This is a genomic window from Haloferax sp. KTX1 (assembly GCF_902410085.1).
GTDB classification, from domain to species: Archaea; Halobacteriota; Halobacteria; order Halobacteriales; family Haloferacaceae; genus Haloferax; species Haloferax massiliensis.
The window spans coordinates 83,984-110,562 of sequence record NZ_CABPRH010000008.1 but is presented as its reverse complement, the minus strand read 5'-3'; the positions used below and the strand labels follow the sequence as shown (position 1 = coordinate 110,562).

The 26,579-nt window shown below is 66.2% G+C and carries 26 protein-coding genes; 16 read left to right on the top strand and 10 right to left on the bottom strand.

Annotated features, from left to right (window positions below; genetic code table 11):
• Positions 1-2: 2 nt before the first annotated feature.
• From FY251_RS13580 to FY251_RS13565, 4 genes are all read left to right on the top strand, one after another.
• Positions 3-755, top strand: coding sequence for a molybdenum cofactor guanylyltransferase (locus FY251_RS13580; protein ID WP_148415436.1), 753 nt, complete (start codon positions 3-5; stop codon positions 753-755).
• The gene (locus FY251_RS13575) at positions 752-1,669 is read left to right on the top strand and encodes an extracellular solute-binding protein (protein WP_148415434.1); all 918 of its coding nucleotides are present in this window, start codon (positions 752-754) and stop codon (positions 1,667-1,669) included. Before FY251_RS13580 ends, FY251_RS13575 begins: the two co-directional genes overlap by 4 nt.
• On the top strand, positions 1,650-2,459 hold the full coding sequence (locus FY251_RS13570) for a molybdenum ABC transporter permease (RefSeq protein ID WP_148415432.1): 810 nt from the start codon (positions 1,650-1,652) through the stop codon (positions 2,457-2,459). The genes FY251_RS13575 and FY251_RS13570 overlap by 20 nt, the downstream gene beginning before the upstream one ends.
• Positions 2,460-2,536: 77 nt before the next feature.
• Positions 2,537-2,938, top strand: a complete 402-nt coding sequence (locus FY251_RS13565; protein ID WP_148415430.1) for a MaoC/PaaZ C-terminal domain-containing protein — start codon at positions 2,537-2,539, stop codon at positions 2,936-2,938.
• A 67-nt stretch (positions 2,939-3,005) separates the two neighbouring features.
• On the opposite strand, the gene FY251_RS13560 is transcribed toward FY251_RS13565, so the two are convergent.
• Entirely contained in the window at positions 3,006-4,496 is a 1,491-nt protein-coding gene (locus FY251_RS13560; RefSeq protein WP_148415428.1) for an aldehyde dehydrogenase family protein, read from the bottom strand.
• A 403-nt stretch (positions 4,497-4,899) separates the two neighbouring features.
• On the opposite strand from FY251_RS13560, the gene FY251_RS13555 reads away from it, so the two are divergent.
• The 3 genes from FY251_RS13555 (at position 4,900) to FY251_RS13545 (ending at position 7,188) form a co-directional block, all read left to right on the top strand.
• Entirely contained in the window at positions 4,900-5,115 is a 216-nt protein-coding gene (locus tag FY251_RS13555) for a hypothetical protein (RefSeq protein WP_089779989.1), read from the top strand.
• Between the two features lie 246 nt (positions 5,116-5,361).
• Positions 5,362-6,099, top strand: coding sequence for a sporulation protein (locus FY251_RS13550; protein WP_148415426.1), 738 nt, complete (start codon positions 5,362-5,364; stop codon positions 6,097-6,099).
• A gap of 78 nt (positions 6,100-6,177) precedes the next feature.
• Complete coding sequence (locus FY251_RS13545; RefSeq protein ID WP_148415424.1) at positions 6,178-7,188, top strand: aldo/keto reductase; 1,011 nt, start codon at positions 6,178-6,180, stop codon at positions 7,186-7,188.
• A gap of 18 nt (positions 7,189-7,206) precedes the next feature.
• Here FY251_RS13545 and FY251_RS13540 read toward each other — a convergent pair whose 3' ends face one another.
• A complete protein-coding gene (locus FY251_RS13540) occupies positions 7,207-8,226 on the bottom strand; it encodes a GNAT family N-acetyltransferase (RefSeq protein ID WP_148415422.1) in 1,020 nt (339 codons plus the stop codon).
• A 260-nt stretch (positions 8,227-8,486) separates the two neighbouring features.
• Here FY251_RS13540 and FY251_RS13535 point away from each other — a divergent pair, with 260 nt between their 5' ends.
• Positions 8,487-8,879 (top strand): pyridoxamine 5'-phosphate oxidase family protein, encoded by a 393-nt coding sequence (locus tag FY251_RS13535; protein ID WP_148415420.1) that lies wholly within the window; start codon positions 8,487-8,489, stop codon positions 8,877-8,879.
• Between the two features lie 40 nt (positions 8,880-8,919).
• On the opposite strand, the gene FY251_RS13530 is transcribed toward FY251_RS13535, so the two are convergent.
• Genes FY251_RS13530 through tenA form a run of 3 tightly spaced genes read right to left on the bottom strand, consistent with a single transcriptional unit; the run spans position 8,920 to position 11,899 of the window.
• Positions 8,920-10,449: a sodium:proline symporter gene (locus FY251_RS13530; protein ID WP_148415419.1), complete on the bottom strand. Its 1,530-nt coding sequence runs from the start codon at positions 10,447-10,449 to the stop codon at positions 8,920-8,922.
• A complete protein-coding gene (locus FY251_RS13525; RefSeq protein WP_148415417.1) occupies positions 10,443-11,237 on the bottom strand; it encodes a TenA family protein in 795 nt (264 codons plus the stop codon). The genes FY251_RS13530 and FY251_RS13525 overlap by 7 nt, the downstream gene beginning before the upstream one ends.
• Positions 11,234-11,899, bottom strand: a complete 666-nt coding sequence (gene tenA, locus FY251_RS13520; protein ID WP_148415415.1) for a thiaminase II — start codon at positions 11,897-11,899, stop codon at positions 11,234-11,236. Before tenA ends, FY251_RS13525 begins: the two co-directional genes overlap by 4 nt.
• A gap of 212 nt (positions 11,900-12,111) precedes the next feature.
• Between tenA and FY251_RS13515 the strand changes: the two genes are divergently transcribed.
• The 3 genes from FY251_RS13515 to FY251_RS13505 all read left to right on the top strand — a co-directional run bounded on the left by FY251_RS13515 (position 12,112) and on the right by FY251_RS13505 (position 15,953).
• Complete coding sequence (locus tag FY251_RS13515) at positions 12,112-12,678, top strand: TATA-box-binding protein (RefSeq protein WP_089780005.1); 567 nt, start codon at positions 12,112-12,114, stop codon at positions 12,676-12,678.
• A 768-nt stretch (positions 12,679-13,446) separates the two neighbouring features.
• The gene (locus FY251_RS13510; protein ID WP_089780007.1) at positions 13,447-14,679 is read left to right on the top strand and encodes a Cdc6/Cdc18 family protein; all 1,233 of its coding nucleotides are present in this window, start codon (positions 13,447-13,449) and stop codon (positions 14,677-14,679) included.
• A 116-nt stretch (positions 14,680-14,795) separates the two neighbouring features.
• Positions 14,796-15,953, top strand: a complete 1,158-nt coding sequence (locus FY251_RS13505) for a M20 family metallopeptidase (protein ID WP_148415413.1) — start codon at positions 14,796-14,798, stop codon at positions 15,951-15,953.
• 53 nt (positions 15,954-16,006) lie between these two features.
• Here FY251_RS13505 and FY251_RS13500 read toward each other — a convergent pair whose 3' ends face one another.
• The gene (locus tag FY251_RS13500) at positions 16,007-16,426 is read right to left on the bottom strand and encodes a heme-binding protein (protein ID WP_089780011.1); all 420 of its coding nucleotides are present in this window, start codon (positions 16,424-16,426) and stop codon (positions 16,007-16,009) included.
• A gap of 220 nt (positions 16,427-16,646) precedes the next feature.
• Positions 16,647-17,894, bottom strand: coding sequence for a serine hydroxymethyltransferase (gene glyA, locus FY251_RS13495; protein WP_148415411.1), 1,248 nt, complete (start codon positions 17,892-17,894; stop codon positions 16,647-16,649).
• A 372-nt stretch (positions 17,895-18,266) separates the two neighbouring features.
• Between glyA and ilvA the strand changes: the two genes are divergently transcribed.
• Positions 18,267-19,508 (top strand): threonine ammonia-lyase, encoded by a 1,242-nt coding sequence (gene ilvA, locus FY251_RS13490; protein WP_148415409.1) that lies wholly within the window; start codon positions 18,267-18,269, stop codon positions 19,506-19,508.
• A gap of 113 nt (positions 19,509-19,621) precedes the next feature.
• On the opposite strand, the gene FY251_RS13485 is transcribed toward ilvA, so the two are convergent.
• Complete coding sequence (locus FY251_RS13485; RefSeq protein ID WP_148415407.1) at positions 19,622-20,497, bottom strand: hypothetical protein; 876 nt, start codon at positions 20,495-20,497, stop codon at positions 19,622-19,624.
• A 242-nt stretch (positions 20,498-20,739) separates the two neighbouring features.
• Here FY251_RS13485 and FY251_RS13480 point away from each other — a divergent pair, with 242 nt between their 5' ends.
• Positions 20,740-21,390, top strand: coding sequence for a helix-turn-helix domain-containing protein (locus tag FY251_RS13480; RefSeq protein ID WP_148415405.1), 651 nt, complete (start codon positions 20,740-20,742; stop codon positions 21,388-21,390).
• A 23-nt stretch (positions 21,391-21,413) separates the two neighbouring features.
• Here the strand turns inward: FY251_RS13480 and FY251_RS13475 are convergent, their stop codons facing one another.
• Together FY251_RS13475 and FY251_RS13470 are read right to left on the bottom strand one after the other, a co-directional pair.
• Positions 21,414-21,788 carry a hypothetical protein gene (locus FY251_RS13475; protein ID WP_148415403.1) on the bottom strand — a complete coding sequence of 125 codons (375 nt, stop codon included), beginning with the start codon at positions 21,786-21,788 and terminating at the stop codon, positions 21,414-21,416.
• On the bottom strand, positions 21,781-22,923 hold the full coding sequence (locus FY251_RS13470; protein ID WP_148415401.1) for an aromatic ring-hydroxylating dioxygenase subunit alpha: 1,143 nt from the start codon (positions 22,921-22,923) through the stop codon (positions 21,781-21,783). The genes FY251_RS13475 and FY251_RS13470 overlap by 8 nt, the downstream gene beginning before the upstream one ends.
• A gap of 197 nt (positions 22,924-23,120) precedes the next feature.
• Between FY251_RS13470 and solA the strand changes: the two genes are divergently transcribed.
• The 3 genes from solA to FY251_RS22595 all read left to right on the top strand — a co-directional run bounded on the left by solA (position 23,121) and on the right by FY251_RS22595 (position 26,503).
• Positions 23,121-24,263, top strand: a complete 1,143-nt coding sequence (gene solA / locus FY251_RS13460) for an N-methyl-L-tryptophan oxidase (protein ID WP_148415397.1) — start codon at positions 23,121-23,123, stop codon at positions 24,261-24,263.
• 291 nt (positions 24,264-24,554) lie between these two features.
• On the top strand, positions 24,555-26,309 hold the full coding sequence (locus FY251_RS13455) for a BCCT family transporter (RefSeq protein WP_148415395.1): 1,755 nt from the start codon (positions 24,555-24,557) through the stop codon (positions 26,307-26,309).
• A gap of 35 nt (positions 26,310-26,344) precedes the next feature.
• Positions 26,345-26,503 carry a hypothetical protein gene (locus FY251_RS22595; protein ID WP_187367414.1) on the top strand — a complete coding sequence of 53 codons (159 nt, stop codon included), beginning with the start codon at positions 26,345-26,347 and terminating at the stop codon, positions 26,501-26,503.
• Positions 26,504-26,579: the final 76 nt, after the last annotated feature.

Sequence of the window (26,579 nt, the reverse complement as noted above, 5' to 3'; positions counted from 1 at the left end):
AGATGACACGAGAGAGACGGAATCGACCGAGCCGAACGGACGCGGCGAGGGCGGCGACCCCGCCGAGTCCACGGACCGCGCCGGACGCGACGGCCGTCGTCCTCGCCGGCGGCGAGAGCAGTCGCTTCGGACCCGGAGAGAAGGCTCTCGCGACGCTCGACGGAGAGCCGATGCTTCGGCGCGTCGTCGGGACGCTCCGAACCGTGACGGGTCGCCCCCCGATAGTCGCGGTTCGGACCGCCGACCAGCGCGAGCGCCTCGCCGCGGCGCTCCCGGCGAACTGGGACGTGCGGTTCGTTCGCGACGCCGAGGGGCTGTCCGGCCCGCTCGCCGGCGTCACCGCGGCCGCCGAGACGGCCGCGACCCCGTGGCTGTTCGTCGCCGGCTGTGATATGCCGCTTCTCGAACCGCGCGCGGTGGCGGCGCTGTTCGAGCGCGCCGCCCGCCGCGACGGCGACGGCGAACGCCCCGAACCCTCGGGCGGCGACCGCGGCCGTCTCAGTCCACCCGCCATCGTCCCCGTCTCCGAACGGGGTCACGAACCGCTTCACGCCCTGTACCGTCGGTCTGCGGTCCGAGACCACGTCCCCGAACTCGCTCCCGACGACGGCCTCGGGGCGCTCTTGGACCGCGTCGACGGCGTCGAGTACGTCGGGTTCGACGCGCTTCCCGAGAGCGTCGGCCGGTCGGTGACGAACGTGAACACGCGCACGGAGTTGGCGCGGGTCGCCGCCGGATGCGAGGTGCGGCGATGAGTCGTGACGCGTCCGCGAACCGGTCGAGCAGACGGGCGTTCCTCGCGGCCGTCGGGGGGACCGCGGCGGCCGGTCTCACCGCGACGGCGGGCTGTCTCGGCCGGGGCGAAGCGACGCCGACCGTGTCGGTTCTCGCCGCCGGAAGCCTCCAGCGGGCGCTCACCACCGAGTTCGAAGCGCCGGAGGGAACCCGCGTCGAGGTCGAGGCACACGGCTCCGCGCGCGTGGCCCGGATGGTCGCCGACGGCCAGCGCGACCCCGACATCGTCGCTCTCGCGGACCCGACGCTGTTCGATGCGCCGCTTTCGGTGCCGTGGTACGCGACGTTCGCCAACAACGCCCTCGTCGTCGCGTACAACCCCCAGACCGACGGCGGAACGCGGGTCGCCGAAGCCGCGTCGTGGCCCGACGCCCTCCTCGATGACGCGGTCAGCCTCGGCCGAACCGACCCCGACCTCGACCCGCTGGGCTACCGGACGCGGTTCGCGCTCGCGCTCGCGGCCGACTACTACGACCGGCCGGCGCTCGCCGACGACCTGCTCCGGCGCGACCAGATATACCCCGAGACGCAACTGCTCGCGCAGTTCGACGCCGGCGGCGTCGACGCGGCGTTCGTCTACCGGAGCATGGCCGTCGAGCGCGGCTATCCGTCCCTCGAACTCCCGGCCGCAATCAACCTGAGCGACCCCGACCACGCGTCGGCGTACGAGACGGCTTCCTACACGCTTCCGGGGGGCGTCACCGTCCGCGGTGCGCCAATCCGGTACGCCGCGACGCGCCGCACCGACACGGCGGCGGCGAAGTCGGTGTTCGAGGCGCTCGTCGGGACCGCCGGCGACTTCCTCGAACCCTCCGGGTTCACCGTGCGCGCGAGCCACCCACACTACTTCGGAGATGTCCCACCGACAGCCTAATTGCCGCGAGCGCGGCGTCACGCGACTCCTGCCCGAGACGTGGCGAGGCCTGACGTTGCTTCTCGCTGGAGTGCTCCTCCTCTACTACCTGCTTCCCATCGGCGCGCTCGTCCTCGCGCAGTCGCCGGCGTCGCTGGCCGCCGACGTGACGAGCGAGGTCGTCCTGACCGCCGCCACCAACTCCGTCGTCGCGGCGACGCTCAGCACGCTGGTCGCCGTCGCCTTCGGCGTTCCGCTGGCCTACTGGCTCTCGCGCACGTCGTTTCGCGGCCGGGACGTGATTCTGGCGCTGGTGATGCTCCCGCTCGTGCTCCCGCCGGTCGTCAGCGGGATGTTACTGCTCAAGCTGGTCGGCCCCGCCGGGCTCGGCCAGCTGACGAGCGTCCCCCTCACGCGCTCGCTGGTCGGGGTCGTCCTCGCGCAAACCTACGTCGCCTCGCCGTTTCTGGTCGTGACCGCGAAGACGGCCTTCGACGGCGTGGACAGGCAACTCGAAGCGGCGGCCCGCTCGCTCGGCGAGGACCGCGTCGGGAGCGTCCGGCGCGTGACGCTCCCGCTGGCGAAACAGGGTATCCTCGCCGGCGTGACCCTGACGTTCGCGCGAGCCATGGGCGAGTTCGGCGCGACGCTCATGCTGGCGTACTACCCGCGGACGCTCCCGGTGCAGATCTGGGTGTCGTATCTCTCGACCGGCCTCGACGCCGCGTTCCCCGTCGCGCTCGTCCTCGTCGGCATCGCCGTCGGGGCGATTCTGTTGGTCCACGCGCTGGGGACGAACCCGTGGGAGTGAGAGCGAGCGAGATTTCGGCGTCACTCGGCGTCACGCCACACCCGAGGATTGAGTTCGGCGGCCGTCGAAGCACCCGTATGCCAGTCGCGACCGTCGGCGACCGCGCGGGAGCGGAGCGCGCAGTGACCGAAGAAACAATCGACCGGTTCGCCGAGGTGTCGGGCGACGAGAACCCGATTCACCTCGACGCGGAGTACGCCGCCGAGACGACGTTCGGCGGGCGCATCGCCCACGGGATGCTCGCCGCGTCGGTCGTCAGCGCCGCGCTCGCGCGGCTTCCGGGCGACATCGTTTACCTCTCGCAGGACCTCTCCTTCGAGCGGCCGGTCCGCCCCGGTGACACGGTGGTCGCCGAGGTCGCCGTGGTCGATGAGGTCCGCGGCGACAGACTCGCCGTCGAGACGACCGCGAACGTGGGCGACGAGACGGTCGTCTCCGGCGAGGCCGTCGTGTTGTCGCTGGCGCACGACGGGGCGTGAAAGGACGGAACGAAGGGAGGGGTCGGGCCACCGACCGCAGTTCTCACTCAGTTCGGCGTCGTCCGGCTTACAGCGGGTAGTCGCGCGGTTCGTGCTGGAGCGAAATCCACTTGTCCTCCGTGATTTCGTCGAGGAAGGCGTCGCTGTTGTAGGTGCCGACGCCGGAGGCCCCGATACCGCTGAACGGGACGTGCGCCTCGTCGTTGATGGGCTGGTCGTTGACGTGGACGTTGCCGGTCTCCATGCGGAGGGCGATTTCCTTGCCTGCGGCGAGGTCGCCGGCGTGGACCGACCCGGAGAGGCCGTACTCGGTCGCGTTGGCGAGTTCGACCGCCTCGTCAACGTCCGAGAACGGAATGACGGGCGCGATGGGACCGAAGTGCTCGTTGCAGGCCGCGGCCATGTCGTTCGTCACGCCCGAGAGGACGGTCGGTTCGACGACCAGCGAGTCGTCGACGCCGTCGAGGTCGGCCGTCGAGCCGCCGGTTTCCAGCGTCGCGCCGGCGTCGACCGTCTCCTCGACGTAGCCCAGCATCTCGTCGCGCTGGGACTCGTCGATGATGGGGCCGACGACCGTGTCGCCCTCGTGGGCGGAGCCGACGGGCAACTCCTCGGCTCGGGCGGTCAGCTTCTCGACGTACTCGTCGTACACCGACTCGTGGACGATGTGGCGGTTGATGGAGATACAGACCTGCCCCTGGTGGACGAAGCTCCCGAAGACCGCGGCGTCGACCGCGCGGTCGACGTCAGCGTCCTCGGTCACGACGTGGGCGTTGTTGCCGCCGAGTTCCATCGCTGGGACGGCGAGGTTCTCGCCGGCGATGCCCGAGACGCGCTTTCCGACCTCGGTCGACCCGGTGAACGCCACCACGTCGCTCTCGGGGTGACCGGCGACGCGGTCGCCGATTTCGGAGCCGCGGCCGGTGACGACGTTGACGACGCCGTCGGGGAGGTCGGTCTCCTCGAACAGCTTGGCGAACAGCAGCCCGCCCGTGATGGGGGAGTTGGTCGACGGCTTCAGGACGACCGCGTTGCCAGCGGCGACCGCGGGCGCGACCGCCCGCATCGACAGGTTCAGCGGGAAGTTCCACGGCGAGATGACCGTCACCACGCCCTTCGGGTTCTTCTGAACGATGTTCTCCTTCCCGGGGATGTTGGAGTCGACGTGCTCGCCCCGCATCCGGCGGGGAAGCGTCGCGGCCTCGCTCGCGTGATCGGTGGCGATTTGGACGGACGTCTCGCCCATGATGCGCGACCCGCCGACCTCGTGTGCGAGGAGGTCGATAATCTCCGCTTCGTACTCCCGCAGTTTCTGGAGGAACTGCTCGACGACCTCCTGACGTCGCGCGGGCGGCGCTTCGGCCCACGACTCCTGGGCTTCGGCGGCCGCTTCGTAGGCGGCGTCGACGTCGGCCTCCGTCCCGCGAGGGACGTGCGCGACCGTCTCGCGGGTCGACGGGTCCTCGACTGCGATGCTCTCGCCGCTCTCGCTTTCGGTCCACTCGCCGTCGATGTACAGGGCGTTCCAGTCGGCGTCGGTGGCGATGTCGTCGACCATGTGCGGTCGTTCGTTGGGGACTGCGGGATAAATGGGGCCGTAATGGGGAGAAGGGCTCGCGTTGCGACAGCCTCAAAAACGTCTGTCCCTACGACGCCGGCCGACGGTTCGAAGTCCCACGGTAACAGCAGGACGAGGCAGCACAGGACGAGGCAGCACAGGACAAGGCAGGACAAAACGGCACAGCACAGCTATCGGTTCACGCATCCGCGAACGGAGTGAGCGGTTCACCGCCGGCTGCGAGGCCGAAGCCCGAGGGGTCGGCCATTTTCGCCCGGGGGGTTCGGGGAGCGGTGTGCGACGAAGCGAGAACACCCGACGAAGAAGAACGGAGGGTATCGGAACATCCGAATCGACACCCACCTTCTTTACGGAGCGCTCCGTGGTTGCGAATAGAGGCTCGATGACACCGAACCAGGGTGGACACACGCCGCTTTCTCCTCGTGCGACGCGAGCGTTCGAGCATCTCCGACCCCTCGTCACCGACCGCGACGCGGGGATGCCCGTGGCGGACGCTCGCCGCCGGGTTCGCTCGGCGGGCGAAGACCCCGAGGCCGTCGACGAACTCCTGAACAAGGGGTATCTCTACGAAGTCGAAGGCGACGTGTACGTGACGTGACTGCCGTCGCGCCGGCCTGACCGGACCCCGATGGTGGGCCACCGAACCCGGTCCGGACGCGAAGCGGCGCGAGGCCGAACGCCGACCCGTGACCCGCTTTCGGGGGTCGGGGGTCGACGAACCCGTGACACGCGAAATTCTCGAACGATATACCGACCGGCCGGCTCGTGAGACTACGGATCCGTCACGAGAATCGGGAGGGGCCACGAGATACTTACACCGCGAGCGACACCTGCGGCGTGCATCATGAAGAAGGTCCTCGCACGAATCGGGATCGGCAACGCGACCGTCGATACCGTCCTCCCCTCCGACACCGTCCGCCCCGGCGAGACGGTCGACGCCGAGGTTCGCATCGAAGGAGGGTCGACGGAACAGGAAATCGGGGAGATTCGGTTCGAACTGGAGACCCGCTACCGGACCGAAGAGGGCTACCGAGAGATCGATATCGCGCAGTACACCCTCGCGGAGAGCCTCACGGTCCACCCCGACGAACAGGAGGTCCGGAACGTGTCGCTCGACATCCCTCACGGAGCCCCAGTCACCCTCGGGAACGTCGACGTGTGGGTCGAGACGGAACTCGACATCGAACTGGCAGTCGACCCCGAGGACAAAGACTACCTGAACGTCCAACCGACGCCGCGGCTGCAGTCCGTCTTCGACGCGCTCGACGACCTCGGCTTCTCGCTGCACAGCGCCGAGTGCGAGGCCGCCCCCCACGGCGTTTTCGCCTCGACGCGGCGGTTCGTTCAGGAGTTCGAGTTCCGACCCACGTCGGGGCCGTTCGCCGGTGAGTTGGACGAACTCGAAGTCGTCCCCCGACCGGGAGAAGACGCGCTCGAACTGTACCTCGAAGTCGACCGCCGCGGCGGCGTGCTGAGCGAACTCGGCGACTTCGACGAGCGGGCGGTTCAGACGACGGTTCGGACCATCGACGCGAGCGAGGTACGCGACGAACTGGCGTCGCTGATTCGCGCGAACGCCTGACTGGAACGCGGTCAACTCACCCCAATCGCCTTCCGGCTACCCAACGTTTTTGCGGTGATTCGGCGTATCTGCGCGGGCATGACGACACTCGAAGACATCGACCTGGATTTCGTTCCGTTCGGCGAGACGGGCCTCCGGACGAGCGAACTCCAGTTCGGGACCTGGCGGTTCGGCAAGGAGACCGAACGGGGGAACGTCGAAATCGACGAGGAGCGCGCGCACGAACTCCTCGACGCCTACGAAGCGGCCGGCGGTCGCTTCATCGACACCGCGGACATCTACGGCGGCGGGGCGAGCGAGCGCTGGATCGGCGACTGGCTCGAAGACCGAGACCGAGAGCGGTTCACCATCGCGTCCAAAATCTACTGGCAGATTCGAAGCGGCGACCCGAACAGCCTCGGGACGAACCGGAAGAACGTCCGCCACCGCATCGACGCCCTGCTCGACCGCCTCGACACCGACTACGTCGACGTGCTCTACATCCACCGCTGGGACGACGAAACCCCCACGCGCGAGATGATGAAGACGCTCAACGGCCTCGTCGAAGACGGGAAGGTCCACTACCTCGGGGCGTCGACGCTCCGACCGAACGCGTGGAAGGTGGCGAAGGCGAACGAGATCGCCCGCGCCGAGGGCTGGGAGCCGTTCACCGTCGCACAGCCGCGGTACAACCTCGTCGACCGCGAAATCGAGGGGGACTACTTAGAGATGGCCCGCTCGTACGGCATCGCGGTCTGTCCGTGGAGCCCGCTCGGACAGGGCTTTCTCACCGGGAAGTACACCCGCGACGACGGCCTCACCGGCGAGTCGCGCGCCGCGGAGTCCAGCCGGTTCGAGGAGTCGTACCTGACCGAGGAGAACTTCGACGTGCACGACGAACTCGACGCGGTCGCCGAGGAAGTCGACGCGACGCCCGCCCAGACGGCGCTCGCGTGGCTCATGCACCGCGACGGCGTGACCGCCCCCATCGTCGGCGCTCGCACGGTCGAACAGCTGACCGAGAACCTCGAAGCCGCGACTATCGACCTCACCGACGAGCAGGTCGACCGCCTGACCGAGGCGAAGCCCGACCCCTACGCGGGGCTCTAAGGGTCTTTCCGGGGAGTGTTACACGCCCTCGCGAATCGTCTTGTAGAGGTGCGCGAGCGTCTTCATCCCCGCCGCGTTCCGTTCGAGGCTGTAGAAGGGGTGGAGTTCGGGATTGAACTTCGCCTTGTACCGGTTGATGCGGCGGTTGTTCGCGCCGACGAGGTCGTAGGTCGTCCGCCCGCGGTCCATCGCGTCGCGCATGATGCGCCAGTCGAGCAGGTCGTTGATGGCGAGGTCGGAGTCGATGTCCGTCCGGACGCCGCCCTGCCACCGCGAGACCGTTTCCTTGTAGTCGACGACGAGAATCCCGCCCGCGAACTCGTCGTCGATTCGGAGGACGTAGGGTCGTATCTGTCCCTCGGGGAGGGTCGAATAGAGGTCTCTGACGAACTCCGGGGTCGACCGATAGGAGATACCCTGCGACTCGTAGCGCGAGGCGACCTGTTCGACGATTTGTTCGATTGCCTCGGGGCCGCCCTCCTCGATGGTGTACGCGTCGTCGGGCGCGTTCCGGATGTTCGACCGGGCGTCACTGCTGAAACTCATGAACACGTCGTCGACGCCGGGCGAGAGGTCGACGTGGTAGGTGTACTGCGGCGTTATCGCGTAGTCGTTCCACGAGAACGCTCTGAGGTCGTCGTACCGGCCGTCGAGGCGGATGTGAGTGTACCGCGGACGAATCTCCTCGCGGACCCAGTCGAGGCAGTCGTCGATGAACTCGTGGTGTCGGCCCTCGCGCTTTCGCTGTTTCATGTGGTCCATGTTCAGGAGGACCGGACCGAGGTACGCCACCCGAAGCTCCGGCGGCGGTGAGAACACCGTCGCTATCGGCCCCTTGTTGATGCGAAACAGCGGGAACAGCCCGACGACCTCATCGCCTTTTCGTCCGACGAGCGGGACCAACTCCGCGCCGGCGTGCGCCGCCTGAATCTCAAGCGCGTCGTACTGATGGAACGCGTTGCCGTGGGGAGACTGTTCGACGAACGTGTCCCAGTTGTGGACGTCGTCTTCAGTCGCCCGCCGAACCTCGATACTCATGAGTAAGCTGCCTGAACTGTCGCGTCCGACCCCTTTGTTATGCGCCCGTTATGCGGGGAGTTTCACCCGGTTCGGACGGGTCACAACCGCATCACGGCATCGGTTAACGGCAAATTTCTGATAAGAATCCGAAGACGGTGCGAGCGTTTCCCGGTCGGAAGTCGGCGAGTCGGGAGGCAACCGTCGAAGCAGGGACTACCCTCGCGTTTGTAAAACCGGGTCAAAGCCACCGTTTTACGCCGGGGGACAGATATCTAACCATGTCAGGCCTCTCCGAACGCGCCGCGGCGCTCGTGACGAGCGAACCGCTCATGGCGCACCTCGCGACCAGCGTCGACGACCGGCCTCACGTCGCCCCCGTCTGGTTCGACTACGCGGCCGACCGCGGGGTGTTCGAGGTGCTCACTTCGGGTCGAAAGCTCGAAAACATCCGCGAGAACCCGCGCGTCGCGCTCTCCATTCAGAAAGACGAGCGGGGACAGGCGCAATGGAAGGTGACGGTGCTCGGGACGGCCACCGTCGTCACCGACGAGGACGCCGTGCGAGACGCCACGCGGCGAATCAACCGGAAGTACGGGGCCGAGGAGTCGGCGTGGCCCGAAAACGAGTTGGTCCGAATCTCGGTGGGGACCGCGGCGGTCAGCGAGTACTGAGGCGGACAGCCGAAGGCCCCGCGTCAGTCGGACGACGGTCTCAGTCGGACGACCGCGCGTCGGTTCGGCCGTCGTCGAACCGCCGAATCTCCCGCGAGAGCCGGCCGAGGTCGAATCCGGCGTCCGTGAGTCGGGCGGCGACGAGCGCCGCCGCCGTCGACACCACGAACGCGCCGCCGAAGGAGGTGAGATACAGCGGGTCGGCGGCGGGGAGCAGGCCGCCGACGACCGGAATCGACGCGATGACGCCGCGGAGGTCGGGGAAGTACGCGAGGCCCACGGCGAGCCCGGTGAGACTGCTCGCGAGCGCGCCGGGACCGGTGATTCGCGTCGAGTACAAGCCGTAGACGAGCGGGAAGGCGACGGCCGCGCCGAGCAGATCGGCGAAGAAGAACAGCCGGAGGACGCTCTGTGCGCGGAGGCTGACGTAAATCGCGGCGACCGCGACGGCGATTGTGAGCGCCCGTGACCCGAGGGCGAGGCGGCGGTCGCTCGGCTCCGCGAGCAGGCGGGCGAGGTCGGCGGTCACGAGGCTCGAAAGCGCGTTGAACAGCGTGTCGATGGAGCTCATCACGAGCAGGAGCGCGAGGAGGACCGCCGCGAGGACGAGCCACTCGGGGAACGCCTCGCCGAGGAGGACGAAGAAGGCGGCGTCGGCGTTGTAGCCCGCGCTCGCGGGGTCGGTGACGACGGCGGCGTTGCCGACCGCGACGACGCCGAAGAAGGCGGTGACGAACACGATGGCTCCGTTGGCGAGCGCCGCGGTTTTGAAGCTCCGACCGACCGTCTCCGACGAGTCGGCCGCGTAGATGCGTTGCCACCACGTCTGGTTGATGAGTTCCGCGCCGAGGATGGCGAAGGCGAGCGCGAGACCGAACTGCAGACCGGCGACCGCCCCGAGGTCGAGAAGCGCGGGGCTCGTCGCCGTGATGCCGTCGATGGCGGCGGCGGGGCCGCCGAGCGCGACGAGCGCGCCGGCGAACGCAAGCAGGAGAAGCGGGATGACGATGACCGCTTGGACCGCGTCGGTCGCGATGCTTGCCCGGAGACCGCCGTAGCTCGTGTAGAGGAGGACGAAGCCGCCGACGAGGAGCGCGGTCTGCCACTGCGGGACGCCGGCGACGAGCGACAGCGCGCCCGCGATGCCGGTCAGTTCGGCGGCGAGGAAGATGAACATGTAGAGCGCGCTCACGAGGAGGACGAAGGCGTACATCGCCGTGCCGTAGCGGGCGTGGGCGTACTCGGTCAGCGAGTGGCCCTCGGGGATGAGCTTCCGGATTCGCGGCCCGAGGCGGGCGTACGCGAGCATCGGAACGGCCTCGCCGACCGCGTAGCCGACGACGGCCGCGATGCCGAAGCTCGCGCCCGCTTCGGGGGCCGAAAACAGTACCCAGACGCCCATCACGGACGCGACGAGCGTCGCCGTCGTTCGCCGGCTTCCCGCCGAGCCGCGGGCGGTGATGAGGTCCTCGACGGAGCCGACGCGACCCCGGGAGAACCACACGCCGACGGCCGTGAAGGCGACGAGCGTCGCGACGGTCAGGCCGAGCGCGACGGTCGAACTCACCATCGGCCGTCACCCGGTTGGGAAGAGCCATCGGTCGAGTCGGCGGACGGAGCCAGTTCGTACGCCTCGTCGAAGAAGGCGACTTCAAGTTCGACCGTGCGGCGGAACAGCTGTTCGAGCCGCCGTTGCCGACGCGGGGAGGCCGCTGCGCCCTCGCGGTCGAGTTCGGTTCGGAGCCACCCGACGAACGCCGCGAAGTCGTCGACCGCGTGGAGATCGATCCACTCGGAGAGGTAGAATCGCGAGGGAGAGTCGGCAGAGTCGGCCGCGTCGGTCGCCCACGACAGGTAGACCCACTCGGCGGGGACGAGCACCGCCAGCGTCTCGGCGTACCCGCCCTGCCCCCCGGCGCGTTCGAGGAGGTCGATAAAGGCGCGCGTCGTCGGCGTGGTTTTCGGGTCCGCGTAGACCGACTCGGGAACGTCGAGCGCGTCGAACGCCCGCAGGAAGTAGTCGTCCTCGTCGTCGGTCAGAACGCCGAGGAACGAGACGAGTTCGGACTTCGACTCCATGGTCGGTGCGGTGCCGACGGCGTGGCCGAAGACGCCGACGAGCGTCTCCACGAAGGCGTAGTCCTGCACGAGATACTGCCCGAACACGTCGTCTGCGAGTTCGTCGGCGGCGAGTTCCCGCGTCAATCGGTGTGCGGTCGCGTCGTCCCACGAGTCGCCCGCGCGCTCGCGAAGCCAGTCGGTAAAGCCCGGGTCCGACCGCGACGCGGCGAACTCGTCGTACGTCTCGGGGGCCGACGGGTCCGTGTCGGGGGAGCCGAATGGGTCCGCGTCGGTCATAACGGCCACTCCTCTTGCCGCCACGCGGCGTCCCAAAACAGGTACTCGTACCGCGCCGACGTGCGGAACAGGTCGCGGAAGCGCTCGCGGTCCGATTCGGTGGCGCTCGCGGCCACGTCGTCCATGAGCGACTTACACCAGTCGGTGAGTTCGGTGAACTCGTCGCCGGCGTACATCTCGACCCACGCGGCGTACTGGTCGTGGTCCGGAGCCCCCGCGTCGGCGAGTCGGCGTCCAGTCTCGTTGAACCCCCACATACAGGGGAGCAGGGCGGCGACGATGTCGCCGAACGAGCCGAGCGTCGCGGTTCGAACGAGGAAGTCCGTGTAGGCGCGGGTCGTCGGCGACGGCGTCGTGGCTTCGAGTTCGGCGGTGTCGATGCCGAACTCGGCGGCGTAGCTCCGGTGGAGGTCCATCTCCTCGTTGACGGTCGATTCGAGGAGGCTCGCGAACGTCCCCATCGAGTCGAGCGTCGGGGCCTTCGCGGCACCGAGCGCGAAGAGGCGGCTGTACTCGACGAGGTAGACGTAGTCCTGCCGCACCCAGTAGCGGAACGGCCCCTCGTCGAGGCTCCCCTCCCCGAGTCGGGTGACCATCGGATGGTCGAGGATGGCCGACCAGAACTCGTCGGCCTCGTCGTGAATCGTATCTGTGAACGCCATAGCGAGTAATCGGAGAAGACGCTGAAAAGAATTATGAAGAGATGATATTCGCCAGTTATCCGTCGCGTAAGAAACCCCGTTTCTCGGTTTTTGTCTCGTGGGTTAGCCATCGACTTCGTCGTACGTTTCGATTGTTGTCCAGTTGTCCGGTGATTAACGCGGGCCAACGACCCCGGTAGTTTAACACGACCGAGTGTCAACGAGTTCACAAGATGTCGCACGTGAACGCCGTCAGGTCCATCGAGATTCAGAACGTCGTCGCTTCGACGGAGGTCCCGGTCGAACTCGACCTCGAACGACTCTCGCTCGATATGGACGGAACCGACTACGACCCGGAGAACTTCCCCGGACTCGTGTATCGAACCCGCGACCCGAAGTCGGCGTGTCTCGTCTTTCGGTCGGGGAAAATCGTCTGTACCGGCGCGAACAGCGTCGACGACGTGAACACGGCCATCGAAACGCTGTTCGACGAGTTCACCGACTTCGGGATACCGATTCCCGACGAGCCGGACATCACGGTTCAAAACATCGTGTCGAGCGCCGACCTGGGTGCGGCGCTCAACCTGAACGCGCTGGCTATCGGCCTCGGTCTCGAAGCCGTCGAGTACGAACCCGAGCAGTTCCCCGGACTCGTCTACCGCCTCGACGGACCGAGCGTCGTCGTCCTCATGTTCGGGAGCGGGAAAGTCGTGATTACGGGAGCGAAGCGAGTCTCCGACGCTGAAACGGCTCTCGAAGTGGTCGACGAGGACGTCCGCGAACTCGGACTGCTCGGGTGAGCACTCGGCAGGTACTCGGTGGGCGTCGGGGGACGGGTATCGTACTGACGTGTTGGCATCGCTGGGGAGGCGGTGGACTGGAACCCGGTAGACTAGTCCCTGATTTGTTGTTTGTTGTTGTGTTGTGTCGTTTTGAGTAGTGGAACTAGTAGTGTAGCTAGACTACTAGTGTAGCTACGCTACTAGCCTAGCTACTAGTGATTGCTTGGTGTCGAGAATCGTGGCTGTTCTTCGAGAAACGGGTGTTGCTCACGATTTGCCCGTTTTGCCCGTCTGCGTCCGGGAACACACACACCACCCTCGCGTTTGTAACGGCTACGCCAGTCCCTAGGGGGATTCGACACACCCCCCTCGCGTTTGTAAATCTAGGGGCAAAATAAACCGATAACACCTCGCTCGACGACCCACCCCCCACACCGATTCGCGTTACAAACGCGAGGGTGGTGTGTCTGCACCACCGCTCCCAGCGCTCGGCGTTACAAACGCGACGGTACTCCCCCGCTCGATTACAAACGCGAGGGTGGTCTGTCGGGTCCCCGTGTTACAAACGCGAGTGTACCCCACTAACCGTGTCATCCACGTGACCGTCTCGCACGTTACAAACGCGAGGGTGGTGTCTGACGGGTCTTACTTGCGCGACACTACTCGTTGATCATCGAATCCAAAACCGGGTTCAAAGTACGGTTCAAACGGCCGTATTTGTCGCTGTTACAAACGCGAGACCACCCCTTCACCTTTATTAGGGGTGAGTATGAATACCGAACTCACATGACATCGGACGAGGGCGAGGGTGGGACTCGCGACCCGCTGTTCCGGTACGACCAACCCATCTTCGCGAACGAGGATATCCTCAAAATCTCTCATCTTCCCGGTCCCGACAAGATTGTCGGCCGCGACGAGCACATGTCGAAAGTCGCGCAGGCGCTCAACCCCGCCATCTTCGGCCGCGAACCGACCCACCTGTTCATCTTCGGGAAGACGGGGTCGGGCAAGACGCTCACCGCCCGACTCGTGAGCGAGCGACTCCAACAAGAGGCGGTCCGCGAGGACGTTGACGTCCGCATCGCCGTCATCGACTGCGGCGAACAACACACCGAGGCGTCGGTCATCAAGACGCTCGCCTCGCAGGTCAACGACCCGGCGAAAAGCGGGATGACGATTCCCGAGCGCGGGCTGTCGACCGGCGACTACTACAATCGACTGTGGCAGGTGCTCGACACCTGCTCCGACGTGACCATCGTCATCCTCGACGAGATCGACATGCTCCGCGACGACGAGGTGCTTCGAAAGCTCTCGCGTGCGGGCGAAAACCAGAAGATAGTGGACTCGCGCATCGGCATCATCGGCATCTCGAACAAAATCGACTACCCCGAGGAACTCACGGAGCGCGTCAAATCGAGTTTCGCCCACGACGAACTCGTCTTTCCGTCCTACGACGCGAACCAGCTCCGCGAAATCCTCGCAAACCGGAAGGACGCCTTCAAACCCGGCGTCCTCACCGACGACGTGATTCCCCTCGCGAGCGCGCTCGCCGCCCAGGAACACGGCGACGCCCGGAAAGCCATCGACATCCTCCGGAACGCCGGCCGCATCGCGCGCAACGAGAGCGCCGAGACCGTCACCGACGACCACGTGCGGGCGGCCAAGGAGAAAAGCGAGGCCGACCGCTTCAGCGAACTCCTCGAAGGGACCGCCACGCAGTCGAAGGCCGTCCTCTACTCGCTGGTCCTCCAGACCGGCGGCCGAAAGACCGCCGAAATCACGACGAACAAGATTTACCGGCAGTACCTCACCGTCGCCGACGACCTCGACATGGACCAGCTCTCCGAGCGTCGCGTGCAGGAACTCCTGCAGGAACTCGACTTCCTCAACGTCATCCAGTCCGAAGTCCGCGGGCGCGGGCGCGGTCAGGGCGTCCACGGGACCCACCGTCTTCTCGAAGACCCGGACATCGTCAAGCGGGTGCTCCTCCGAGACAGCCGTATCTCCACGCTGGAATAGCGACGCGCGGCGCGCGGCGTTCGAACAGACTCTCCGGCGCTGTCGGCCGCGTCGGAAAAAAGCTACCGCACGAACCATTATCCCGCGTCCGTCTCTGTCGATAGACGACCGAAACCATGGACGAGGAGTTACTATCGTTGCTCACGAGTCTCGTGGAAATCGAGACCGAGAACCCGCCGGGAGACGAGGCGGCGGCGGCGAACTTCGTGTACGACTGGCTCGAATCCCGGGGCGTCTCGGCGACGCTCGTCGGGGGACCGTATCCCGACCGACCGCAGGTCGCCGCCCGCGTCGGCGACGGCGAGCCCTCGGTCGTCCTCAACGGCCACCTCGACGTGGTCCCGGCCGGCGACCGAGACCAGTGGGACCACCCGCCGTACGAGCCGACCGTCAGCGACGGCAGGCTGTACGGCCGCGGGAGCGCGGACATGAAATGCGGCGTCGCCCTCGCGATGCTCGCGACGGTCGAGTTCGCCGACGCGCTCGATTCCGGAGAGCTCGACGGCTCGCTCGTGTTCCACGCGGCGGTCGGCGAGGAGACGGCCGAACCGGGGACGAAGACGCTCCTCGAACGCGGCTACGACGGTACTTACGGCGTCGTGCTCGAACCCACGTCGTTGCGGACCGCGACGAGCGCGAAGGGCCTCGGCTGGTACGAGATTTCCGTCGGTGGCGACCCGTCGCACGCGAGTCGGCCCGACGAGGGCGACAACGCGGTACAGAACGCCCGGCCGGTTCTCGACGCGCTCGAAGCGTACGACGAGGAGATTCGAGCGCGCTCCGACTCGCTCGTCGGTCACCCGACCGCGACGGTCACGCGGTTCGAGGCGGGGACGAAGGAGAACGTCGTCCCGGAGGGCGCGACGATAACGGTCGACAGGCGGTTCGTTCCATCGGAATCCGTCGAGGCGGTCGACGCCGAAATCGACGCGCTGCTGTCCGGCGTGGCGGCCGAACACGACCTGCGCGTCGAGTGGACGCGAACGCGGGTCTACGAGTCCGCGGCGGTTCCGACCGACAGCGAGGTCGCGGCGCGCTTTCGGGACGCGGCCGCCGAGCGGGCAGACGTCGACCCCGAGCCGTGGGGTATCCGGGCGGCGACCGACGTTCGGAACCTCGTCAACGACGCCGGGATGGACGCGATTACGTGGGGTCCGGGGTCGATGGCGCAGGCTCACGCCTACGACGAGTACATCGAGCTGTCGGAGGTCGAAGCGGGGTACGACATCCTCCGCACGGCGCTCCGCGGGCTGTTCGAAGACGGCGGGAACTGAGCACTCGCCCGTCGGACGGGCGGCTCGAAAAAAACGGTAGACGGTCAGGTCGGTTATTCGACGAGCTCTTCGAAGCGCTCGACCGCGGCGCTCGCGACCGCCATGTCTTCGGACACTTCGCCGCCGCTGACGCCGACGGTCCCGACGAGTTCGCCGTCGACTTCGAGCGGATAACCGCCGCCGAAGACGACGAGTCGGTTTTCGTCGGTCGTCTGGAGTCCCCACAGCGATTCGCCGGGCTGGCTCCCCTCGGCGAGTTCGTGGGTGGGCATCTGCAGCGCGGCCGCCGTGTACGCCTTGTTCCGAGAGATGTTAACGCTCGCCAGCCACGCGTCGTCCATCCGGTGCTGTGCGACGAGGTTACCCTCCGGGTTCGCGACCGTAATCACCATCCGCAGCCCCATCGACTCGGCCTCTGCTTCGGCCGCCTCGATGAGTACCTTCGCGGTTTCGAGATTGATTGCGTCGGACATATCGCTTCGTCGAAACCGGTCTCGACGACCGTACTTATACGTGTGCCGCCGCCCCGACTCGGCGACCGAATTCGCGTGTACACGTCGATTTCGGCCGTTTGAAGCTCCCCGAACGACGCTGCCGGCGAAACAATAGTAGTCGAAATTCCGACAACTCGTGTCGGCGACGACGGGAGCGACCCGGGGACCGGTCGGTTCGAGGTGAGTCGCTCGGACCGACTCAGTCGTACAGTGGGTACTCCTCGGTCAGTTCGTCGACCTTCTGGTCGACGAACCCCTTGACCGACTCGTCGTGCGGCGCCTCGACGATCTCGTAGATGAGGTCGGCGACGGTCCGGCAGGCCTCCTCGTCGAAACCGCGGGTCGTCAGCGCGGGCGTGCCGGCGCGAATCCCGCTGGGATTGAACGCCGAGCGACTCTCGCCGGGGACCGTGTTGGCGTTGAGGACGATGCCGACCTCTTCGAGGGCCGCTTCCACGTCCTTGCCGGTCGTGTCCGGGTGCGACGGCCGGAGGTCGACAAGGACTAAGTGCGTGTCAGTTCCGCCGGAGACGAGTTCGAGGCCGCGCTCCTGTAGCCGCTCACCGAGGGCGGCGGCGTTATCGACGACCTGCGAGGCGTACTCCTCGAACTCGGGGGAAAGCGCCTCGCCGAAGCCGACGGCCTTGCCGGCGACGTTGTGCAGTATCGGCCCGCCTTGGAGGCCGGGGAACACCGCGGAATCGACGTCGTCGGCGTGTTCTTCGTCGCACATGATGATACCGCCGCGACCCGAGCGAATCGTCTTGTGGGTCGAGCCGGTGACGAAGTCCGCGGTGCCGACGGGCGAGGAGTGTTCGCCCGCGGCGACGAGGCCCGTGATGTGGGCGATGTCGGCGAGGTGGTACGCGTCGACCGCCTCGGCCGCGGCCTGCACGCGCTCCCACTCGACTTCCCGCGGGTACGCGGAGTACCCCGAGATGACGATGTCCGGGTCGAACTCCTCGGCCTTTTCGGCCAACTGGTCGTAGTCGACGTAGCCGGTCTCGGCGTCGACCTCGTACTGTTCGACCTCGTACGTCTTCCCCGCGACGTTCACCGGGTGTCCGTGGCTCAGGTGGCCGCCGTGGGTCAAATCGAGCGAGAGAATCTTGTCGCCGGGGTCGAGCACCGCGAGGAACACTCCCATGTTCGCCTGCGACCCGGAGTGCGGTTGGACGTTCACGTGGTCGGCTCCCCAGAGTTCCTTCGCGCGGTCGATGGCGAGCTGTTCGACCTCGTCGGCGTACGCACAGCCGCCGTAGTACCGACTTCCCGGGTAGCCCTCGGCGTAGTTGTTCGTCAGCTCCGAGCTTTGGGCCTCCATGACCGCCTCGCTGACGTGGTTCTCGCTCGCGATCATCGCGAGGGTGTCGTTCTGTCGCCCGCGTTCGCCTTCCAGCGCGTCGGCGACGGCCGGGTCGGTCTCTCGAACGGTGTCGTAAGGCATCGTGGGTGCATCTCGACTCTGCGGTATAACGCTTCGCTGCGGCCGGACCTGAGGCGACGACGACCGACGAAAACCACAAACTGACAGAAAACGTATGGTACGTGGTCGCGTCGGTCGCCCCGATGAGAGGGTCCTTGATGGTTCCGAAGGAATCCCGAATATGAGGCCTCTAATCCCCTGAATCTACGTCTTCAGTGTTTCGTACGCCTCCCCGAAGTTCGTCGACCGGCGATAGCTCTATATTGGAACTTCGTCACGTTCGTCACACACCGTGCTAAGAACTATCACAGACCACCGGAAGTCCCGGGGCCGAGGCGACGGGCGTGCGTCGCCTCGCCGCGCAGGACGACCGACCCCCGGAGTGAGTCGCTCATGAACGAAACGCGGCCGTCTCCGGTACAGTACAGCGACATCGAGCGCGCGCGCGAGCGTCTCGAAAACGACCGCGTCGTCAAGCGGACGCCGATAGAGCGGAGCACCTCCCTCGGCGAGCTGGTCGGCGCGGACGTCTACCTGAAGATGGAACACCTCCAGTGGACGGGGTCGTTCAAGACGCGGGGCGCGTACAACAAGATTCGACAGGACACCGACCGCGGAATCGACGAGTTCGTGGCCGCGAGCGCCGGTAACCACGCGCAGGGCGTCGCGCTCGCCGCGACAGAATGTGGCGCGGACTCCACGGTTGCGATGCCGGAGAACGCCCCGCAGACGAAGATCGACGCGACGCGCGACTACGGCGCGGACGTCGAACTCGTCGGCGAGGACTTCCAGGAGACGATGGCGTACGCGCAGTCGCTCGCCGAGGGCTCGGACGCCGAGTTCGTCCACGCGTACGACGACCGCGACATCGTCGCCGGGCAGGGGACGCTCGGCGCGGAGATGTACCGCGACCTCCCCGAGATGGACACCGTGGTCGTCCCCATCGGCGGCGGCGGACTCATCTCGGGCATCGCGACCGCCATCAAACACCACGACCCCGAGATTCGCGTCGTCGGCGTGCAGGCCGCGGGCGCGGAGACGGTCCACGAGAGCCTCGACAAGGGCGTTCCCGTGACGCTCGACGACACGAACACCATCGCGGACGGCATCGCCACCGGCGGCATCTCCGAGTTGACCCTCCGAACCATCGAGGAACACGTCGACGAGGTCGTCACGGTCTCCGACGGGGAGATCGCGGAGGCGATTCTCCTCCTGCTCGAACGCGCCAAGCAGGTCGTCGAAGGGGCCGGTGCCGCCTCCGTCGCCGCCGTGCTGAGCGACGACCTCGACGTCGAGGGCGAGACCGTCATGCCGCTTCTCTGCGGGGGGAACCTCGACATGACGATGCTCCAGACGGTGCTCGTCCACGCGCTCACCGGCCGCCGCCAAACCCTCCGACTGCGAGTTCGGATACGCGATCGACCGGGCGAGATGGCGCGGCTCTCCCGACTCATCGCCGACCGCGACGCGAACATCCACGACGTTCGGCACGTCCGCGCCGTCGACGCCCTCGACGTCGGCGAGGCCCATCTCCTGTTCCGCATCGAGACCAAAGGAGCAGAGCACGCGGCCGCCGTCGTGGACACCATCGAAGACGCGGGCTACGCGGTCGACGACGTCTCGGAGGAGAGCTAGTTCCGACCGCCCGGCGTCCGTTCTCGTCGCAAACCACGAGCTGTCTCACTTCTAACAGGAGTCGCGGGCCGCGGCCGTCGAAGCCGTCGCCGCGGTCGAGTCGCGCAGCGCCGCTAGTTCTCGCCGGCCGACTGTCTGATACGTGCGACGACGTCGTTCCGACTCACGTCGGGGTCGTCGTCGGTCGTGAGACGCCCCATCACGAACTCCAGCAGGTCGAGCGTCTGGAGTAGTTCGAGCGCTTCGGTTCGGTCGAGGTCGATGGCTTTCCCGAACTCGCGAATCGTCTTCGCGTCGTTGGCGGCGTCGGCGAGTCGGTCTATCGTCACGGACTCGGGCAGGCCGATTCCGTCGGCGAGCGCCTCGGGCGACCCGCCGGAATCGTCCGCGGCCGTCGGTCCCGGAGTTTCCACCGGCGACTCGTCGGCGAGCGACGTCTCGTAGGAGTCCGGTTCGTGGACTCCCTGTGCGATCATGTACCGTCGGACCGTCTCGTCCGAGACGTCCATCTCGAACGCCGCCGCCATCCGGTCGAACGTCTCGTACCTCGCGTACACCGCTTCGAGATACGCCGTGTCCTCGAACGCCGGCACGTCCGGACTCCGCACGCTATCGAGCGATTCGGGAACGTCGGGCCCCGCGGAACCCTCCGCGGAGGGCGCGTCGGTTGTGACCGTCACGACGGCCGTCGGCTCGGCGTCGAGCGAGACTTCGGCCGCGTCGACGTCGACGTGTTCGTGGTCGCTCGGAACGACGTCGTCGATTTCGAGCGTGAGCCCGATGGTCCCGTCGGACTCGATTGCAGTCTCCCGGGTCCGGGTCCGCACGGGCGACTCGGCTTCGTCGCTCGGCGAGAGCGCGAACTCGATGTCCGCCGACGCTCCCGACTCCGTGACCGCCACGGACGAGTCCCGGACGCTCGCGGCTCCCGCCCGCTCGCACTCTTCGAGGAATTCACCCAGTCGCCGAAGCGATGTGCCCACGCTCATTGTACGGTTCCCCGGACGCGCCGAGGCCCCCTGAAAAGCGGTGTGGAATACTGAGTCGGTTTATATAACCCCACAGAATATGCGGCGAAAACTATAAACGAGAATCTGCTGTTCAAAATACTATACCGTGCCCATGAGACACGTTTCTATCGCGAACGTCGAAACGACTTCGCGTACTTCAACCGATTCGACACTCTGGTTTGGTCGGTGTCGAATCCATTGGGCCACGAGGTGAAGCCACAATGAGCTTGATAACTGTCGCCGACATCGCGCACGACGACCTCGCGCTGACGCCGACGATTCAGTCGGAAGCCGCGAGCGAGATAGACGTTGTCTCTCAATCCGGGACTGATCCCGAGACGGGCCAGTTCTTCTTCGCCGTGAAGAACGCGGACGTCGCCGCGTTCGAAGAGGCGTTGGAAGCCGACCACACCGTCCGCGACTGGTGGCTCGTCTCCGAGCGTGAGGACTCCGTCGTCTACCGCATCGGCCACACGAACGACGCGATACTGCTGTCGCCGATAGTCACGGAACTCGGCGGACTCATGCTCGACGCGTGCAGCAACGAGACGTCCGGGTGGCGGGTCCGCCTCCAGTTGTCGGACCGCGAGGCGCTCGCGGAGCTCTGGGAGTACTGCGAGGCCAAGGATATCTCCTTCGATCTGAATCGGATGTTCCAGCAGGACGGCTGGATGAACGGCGAGCCGAGTAAGCTGACCGACGCGCAGCGCGACGCGCTCGTGGCCGCCTACGAGCACGGCTACTTCGAGGAACCGCGAGAGGCGGCGTTAGACGACCTCTCGGACGTGCTCGACATCTCGCCGACCGCGGTTAGTGGGCGTATCAGGAGAGGGACCGCGGAGCTGGTCGAGTCGATTCTCGTAGACGAGTGACCGCCTCGGAAGGGGTTGGGGAGTCAGACCGCGAGAACGTGGTCGTCCCGCGGTTCGTAGATTTCCCCGCTCATTCGCAGGTCGTAGACGGCGTCGAGCGCGTCGCCGATGGCGACGCCGCTGTCCGTGAGCGCCGCGGCGAGCCGCCCGAGTTCGACGCCGTCCGGGTGACGTTCGCCGAGTTCGACGAGGGCTGTCTTCACGTCTTCGCCGTCGACTTCGGCGTCGAACGCGACGCGTTCCCACTCGACGTCGTGGCCGGTGACGTCCGCGTGTCGCCGGTACAGTTCGACGGCGTCGTTGGGCTCCGCAACCGCGACGTGGAGGTCGCACGACGGGCAGGTGACGACCCCGGCGCGGGGCTTTTCGGCCAGTTCGGCGTCTCCGTCGTCAGGCATTGTACGCGTCCTGCGCGAGCCGGTGGAGTTTGTGGACCGTGTGTTCGTTCGGCCCGAGCTGCGCCTGCCCGAGCGCGCCGGACGTGAGCCCCTCGTACTGCCGCTCGACGAGCTCGAAGTCCTCTTCCTGGAGCTGGCGGCTCGTCTGGACGAAGTTCTCTTCTTCGTCCGACAGGTCGGAATCGCGGAAGTAGTAGTCCGCGATGAGCTGGAAGCGCCCCTCGTCGATTGGGTCGATGATGTACGTGCCGTAGCCGTCGGCGGTGCCGTACATGTTGACCGTGAAGTTCGGCCAGAAGTAGTAGAACTTGGCCTCGTGTTCGGGGTGGATGCGCATCTCGTCGTCGACGTCCTCTCTGTGCTTGTAGTGGAGCACCCAGTGGTAGTCGTTGACTTCGAGTTCGGACTCCATGAGTTCGAGCCCCTGCACCCAGTCTTGGTGGTTCGCCTGACAGTGGTCGCACTCGGAGTAGTTCCCGCTGAACGTCTTCCAGTTGCATTCGACCTCGGAGACGTAGCGCCGGGCGTGTTCGTACTCGCCGAGCGGCAGATCTTCGAGCTCCGTCTTCATCGACCCGGCCTGTTCGGCGAGCGAGAGGCTCGGTTCGTCCTCGAAGTTGACGAACACGAGCGGCCCGATGGCGTCCGTGTTGACCTCCATGAGGCCGTTTTCATCGGGGTCGAGTTCGCCGACGGCGTCGTCGTCGAGGTCGGGGTTCAGACTCGCCTCCTCGAAGCTCTTCGGGGTGCTCTGGAGCGACCCGTCGAGTTCGTACGCCCAGAGGTGGTACGGGCAGGTGATTCGACTCAGGCTTCCGGGGTCGGTCATCGGCGTCTCGTCGAGCATCTTCGACCCGCGGTGGGCGCAGACGTTGTAGAACGCCCGAACGTCGCCGTCGCCGTCGCGGGTGACGATTATCTGCTTGTCGCCGATGGTCCGCGTGAAGTAGTCGCCCGCGTCCGGGATGTGGGTCTCGTGACCCGCGTAGACCCAGTACTGACCGAACACTTTCTCCTTTTCCATCTCGTGAACCTCCGGGTCGGTGAAGTACCTCGCCGGGAGCGCGTTCGTTTCCGCGGTGATGTCGGCACTTACTGCACCGATTTCGTCACGACCGTTGTTCCACCGTGTCATGGGAGGAAGAAACACACATCCGATGAAAAGGATTCGTCGGGAATAGTTGAGCCGTATAAGTGGCGGTGGATATCCGCGAGCGGTCGGCGTTCGGCCGCCAGCGCCCATATCGACGGCTCAGGCGTCGTCTCCCTGAAAAAGGGGCTCCGTGATACAGGTCAAGAGTGAAGGGGGGACGTTCCGAACCGCCGGACACCATGAGTGTCCATGACAACCGATACGACGTCGCCGTCGTCGGGGTCGGCGGGATGGGAAGCGCGACCGCGTACCACCTCGCCGACCGCGGTCTCGACGTCGTCGGTCTCGAACGCTACGACATCCCCCACTCGCAGGGGTCCTCGCACGGTATCACGCGCATCATCCGGCGCGCGTACTACGAACACCCCTCGTACGTCCCGCTCATCGAGCGGGCGTACGACCTCTGGGACGACCTCGCCGACGAGACCGGCCGCGAGGTCATCCACCGAACCGGCTCCATCGACGCCGGGCCGGTCGACAACGACGTGTTCGCGGGGTCGAAACGCTCCTGCGAGGAACACGACATCCCCCACGAGGTGCTGACCGGCGCGGAGGTCAACGAGCGGTTCCCCGGCTACGAACTCCCCGAGGAGTACCGCGCAGTCTACCAGGAAGACGGCGGGTTCGTCGTCCCCGAGCAGGCGATTATCGCGCACATCGAGGCCGCACAGGCCCGCGGTGCCGAGATTCGCGCCCGCGAGCGGGTCGAAGACTGGGCGGAGACGAACGACGGCGGGGTGCGCGTCCGCACCGACCGGGGGGTCTACGTCGCGGACGCGCTCGTGCTCGCCGCGGGCGCGTGGAACTACAAACTCGCCGACGCGCTGGACGGCCTCGCGGTCCCCGAGCGACAGGCGCTCGCGTGGTTCCAGCCCGAGTCGCCGGCGACGTTCGCGCCCGAGGAGTTCCCCGTCTGGAACCTCAGCGTCCCCGAGGGCCGGTTCTACGGGTTCCCGGTCCACGACGTGCCGGGCTTCAAACTCGGCAAGTACCACCACCGCGACGAGGATGTCGACCCCGACGACTTCGACCGCGAACCGAACCGCGCCGACGAGGCGATACTCCGAGACGTCACGGAGAAGTACTTCCCGGAGGCCGCGGGGCCGACGATGTCGCTCGCGACGTGCATGTTCACGAACTCGCCGGACGAACACTTCATCCTCGACACGCTGCCCGACCACCCGCAGGTCGCGGTGGGAGCCGGCTTCTCGGGACACGGCTTCAAGTTCGCGTCCGTCATCGGCGAGATTCTCGCCGACCTCGTCGTCGACGGCAAGAGCGACCTGCCGCTCGACATGTTCTCGCTCGACCGGTTCGAGTGACGACGGACGCGTTTCGATTGTCATCCGTAAACTGTTCATGCGATATTATCTTTGCACTATCTATTCATTTGCGTATAAATACCACTATTATCGAAGACCACTCGTTATGATGTGTAATACCGATGGGTTGGTTGAATCGTGAGGGGTGTGGACCCGCAACATGGGTCAACTTGACGTGCTGAACCTGACCATCGACCGTCTCTCGGCGGTCGCGGCGGGTGCCCCAAAGCGGGGAAAACGACATGATCGAACACGAACTCAAGTGGCGGTCGTCCACGGAGGGTGTGACGGATGACAGATAACAACGACTCGGCCGGTCGGTCGGCGAGCGGACTACAGGCGGACCTGTTCTATCCCGAGACGGAGCGGGAACCCGGCGACGGGAACATCCAGCGGTGGGGGTTCGACATCCACCCCGTCGTCTTTCCGGTCGCGCTCTTGATCATCGGCGTCTTCGTCGCGGTGACGCTCGTTCTCGGTGAACAGGCGGCGACTATCTACTCGGACGTCAGGGGCTTCTTTGAGGGCAATTTCGGTTGGTTCTACCTCCTGTCGGTGAACCTCTTTATCGTCGTCTTGGCGTACTTCGCGCTGAGTAAGTACGGCGAGATAACCCTCGGCGGCGTCGAGGCCGAAAAGGAGTTCAGCGACTTCTCCTGGATGGCGATGCTGTTCAGCGCGGGCATGGGTATCGGGCTCATGTTCTACAGCGTCTCGGAGCCGCTGTACTACTTCACCAACGTCCCCGGCTTCTTCGACGCCGAGGCCGGGACCGGTGGTGCGGGCATCGCGGCGATGACCCAGACGTTCTTCCATTGGGGGTTCCACCCGTGGGCCATCTACGGTCTCGTCGGACTGGGGCTCGCGTTCTTCTCGTTCAACAGGGGGCTCCCGCTCACCTTCCGGTCGATTTTCTGGCCGCTCCTCGGCGAGCGAATCTACGGCTGGCCGGGCCACCTCATCGACCTCGTCTCGGTGTTCGCGACGCTGTTCGGCCTCGCCACGTCGCTCGGTCTCGGGGTCGCACAGATAAACACGGGCGTGTCGTACATCCTCGGCGAGAACATGCTCGGCATTCTGAGCGTTCCGAACAACACCGGCATGCAAATCGCGCTCATCGCCGTGATAACTCTCATCGCCACCGCCTCCGTCGCGGCCGGACTCGAAGCCGGAGTGCGGCGGTTGAGCACGGTGAACGTCTTCTTTATGTTCGTGCTGTTGGCGTTCCTGCTCGTCGTCGGCCCGACGATGAGCATCTTCGGCGCGTGGGTGCAGGGTCTCGGGAACTACTTCAGCGACTTCCTCTCGCTCGCGTTCTTCACCGGGACGCTCGGCGACGGCGCGTCGACCGTCCACAGTTGGACGGTGTTCTACTGGGCGTGGTGGATCGCCTGGTCGCCGTTCGTCGGCATGTTCGTCGCGCGCATCTCCAAGGGGCGCACGGTCCGCGAGTTCGTCTTCGGCGTGTTCGTCCTGCCGTCGCTGTTCTCGACCGTTTGGCTCTCGGCGTTCGGCGGCAGCGCGCTGTTCAACTCGCTTCAGGGTAACGGCGCGGTTCTCGCGACCTACGGCGAGGCAGGACAGACGGTGGCGATGTTCGCGCTCCTCGAACAGTTCCCGTTCAGCGCCGTCTCGGGACTGCTCGCCGTGACGCTCGTGGTGACGTTCTTCGTGACCTCCTCGGACTCGGGGTCGCTCGTCGTCGACCACCTCACGTCGGGCGGCAAACACAACGTCCCGCGGAGGCAGCGTGTCTTCTGGGCGGTCACGGAGGGCCTCGTCGCGTCGCTTCTCCTCTACGGCGGCGGGCTCGGCGCGCTCCAGACCGCGGCCATCGCCACGGGATTCCCGTTCGCCGTCGTCCTCGTCGTCATGTGCTACACGGTGTATCTCGGCCTCGACAAGGAGTACGAACTCCTGCAGTCCGAGGAGTTCGCCGAGCGGATCGAGGACTTGGCCGACGAGGACATCGACTTCGCCGTCGGTCGCTCTCGGACGTCGGTCGTGACCAACGTCCGGGAGAACCCCGGCACGACGGACGATTGACGACCGAAGCACCAAACGATGACTCGACGCTATCGATGAACGCGCTCGCTGTCGCTTCGGCGGCGTTCGCGGTCTTCCTTTTCGCGGTTGCGCTGTTCGCCATGACGGTCGGCGAGCTACGGGGCGCGGGCCTCGCGTTCCTGAGCGCCAGTCTCGTCATCTACCTCAGAGAGAAGTACCTCGTCGGCGGGTGACACCCGCCGGCGACCGCTATTCGTCGGCGTGCGATTCTCGCCGGCGCACAATTCTTGCCGAGACCGACGTTCGTCC

Excerpts from the sequence above, each read along its gene's own strand:
- FY251_RS22595 (WP_187367414.1), top strand. The coding sequence starts at position 26,345 with ATGAACGCGCTCGCTGTCGCTTCGGCGGCGTTCGCGGTCTTCCTTTTC.
- FY251_RS13555 (WP_089779989.1), top strand. The coding sequence starts at position 4,900 with ATGACACCGAACCAGGGTGGACACACGCCGCTTTCTCCTCGTGCGACG.
- FY251_RS13560 (WP_148415428.1), bottom strand. The coding sequence starts at position 4,496 with ATGGTCGACGACATCGCCACCGACGCCGACTGGAACGCCCTGTACATC.
- FY251_RS13540 (WP_148415422.1), bottom strand. The coding sequence starts at position 8,226 with ATGAGTATCGAGGTTCGGCGGGCGACTGAAGACGACGTCCACAACTGG.
- tenA (WP_148415415.1), bottom strand. The coding sequence starts at position 11,899 with ATGGCGTTCACAGATACGATTCACGACGAGGCCGACGAGTTCTGGTCG.
- FY251_RS13565 (WP_148415430.1), top strand. The coding sequence starts at position 2,537 with ATGCCAGTCGCGACCGTCGGCGACCGCGCGGGAGCGGAGCGCGCAGTG.
- FY251_RS13480 (WP_148415405.1), top strand. The coding sequence starts at position 20,740 with ATGAGCTTGATAACTGTCGCCGACATCGCGCACGACGACCTCGCGCTG.
- FY251_RS13485 (WP_148415407.1), bottom strand. The coding sequence starts at position 20,497 with ATGAGCGTGGGCACATCGCTTCGGCGACTGGGTGAATTCCTCGAAGAG.
- FY251_RS13470 (WP_148415401.1), bottom strand. The coding sequence starts at position 22,923 with ATGACACGGTGGAACAACGGTCGTGACGAAATCGGTGCAGTAAGTGCC.
- solA (WP_148415397.1), top strand. The coding sequence starts at position 23,121 with ATGAGTGTCCATGACAACCGATACGACGTCGCCGTCGTCGGGGTCGGC.
- FY251_RS13505 (WP_148415413.1), top strand. The coding sequence starts at position 14,796 with ATGGACGAGGAGTTACTATCGTTGCTCACGAGTCTCGTGGAAATCGAG.
- glyA (WP_148415411.1), bottom strand. The coding sequence starts at position 17,894 with ATGCCTTACGACACCGTTCGAGAGACCGACCCGGCCGTCGCCGACGCG.
- FY251_RS13550 (WP_148415426.1), top strand. The coding sequence starts at position 5,362 with ATGAAGAAGGTCCTCGCACGAATCGGGATCGGCAACGCGACCGTCGAT.
- FY251_RS13575 (WP_148415434.1), top strand. The coding sequence starts at position 752 with ATGAGTCGTGACGCGTCCGCGAACCGGTCGAGCAGACGGGCGTTCCTC.
- FY251_RS13580 (WP_148415436.1), top strand. The coding sequence starts at position 3 with ATGACACGAGAGAGACGGAATCGACCGAGCCGAACGGACGCGGCGAGG.
- FY251_RS13545 (WP_148415424.1), top strand. The coding sequence starts at position 6,178 with ATGACGACACTCGAAGACATCGACCTGGATTTCGTTCCGTTCGGCGAG.
- FY251_RS13475 (WP_148415403.1), bottom strand. The coding sequence starts at position 21,788 with ATGCCTGACGACGGAGACGCCGAACTGGCCGAAAAGCCCCGCGCCGGG.
- FY251_RS13530 (WP_148415419.1), bottom strand. The coding sequence starts at position 10,449 with ATGGTGAGTTCGACCGTCGCGCTCGGCCTGACCGTCGCGACGCTCGTC.
- FY251_RS13515 (WP_089780005.1), top strand. The coding sequence starts at position 12,112 with ATGTCGCACGTGAACGCCGTCAGGTCCATCGAGATTCAGAACGTCGTC.
- FY251_RS13500 (WP_089780011.1), bottom strand. The coding sequence starts at position 16,426 with ATGTCCGACGCAATCAATCTCGAAACCGCGAAGGTACTCATCGAGGCG.
- FY251_RS13455 (WP_148415395.1), top strand. The coding sequence starts at position 24,555 with ATGACAGATAACAACGACTCGGCCGGTCGGTCGGCGAGCGGACTACAG.
- FY251_RS13570 (WP_148415432.1), top strand. The coding sequence starts at position 1,650 with ATGTCCCACCGACAGCCTAATTGCCGCGAGCGCGGCGTCACGCGACTC.
- FY251_RS13525 (WP_148415417.1), bottom strand. The coding sequence starts at position 11,237 with ATGACCGACGCGGACCCATTCGGCTCCCCCGACACGGACCCGTCGGCC.
- FY251_RS13535 (WP_148415420.1), top strand. The coding sequence starts at position 8,487 with ATGTCAGGCCTCTCCGAACGCGCCGCGGCGCTCGTGACGAGCGAACCG.
- FY251_RS13510 (WP_089780007.1), top strand. The coding sequence starts at position 13,447 with ATGACATCGGACGAGGGCGAGGGTGGGACTCGCGACCCGCTGTTCCGG.
- ilvA (WP_148415409.1), top strand. The coding sequence starts at position 18,267 with ATGAACGAAACGCGGCCGTCTCCGGTACAGTACAGCGACATCGAGCGC.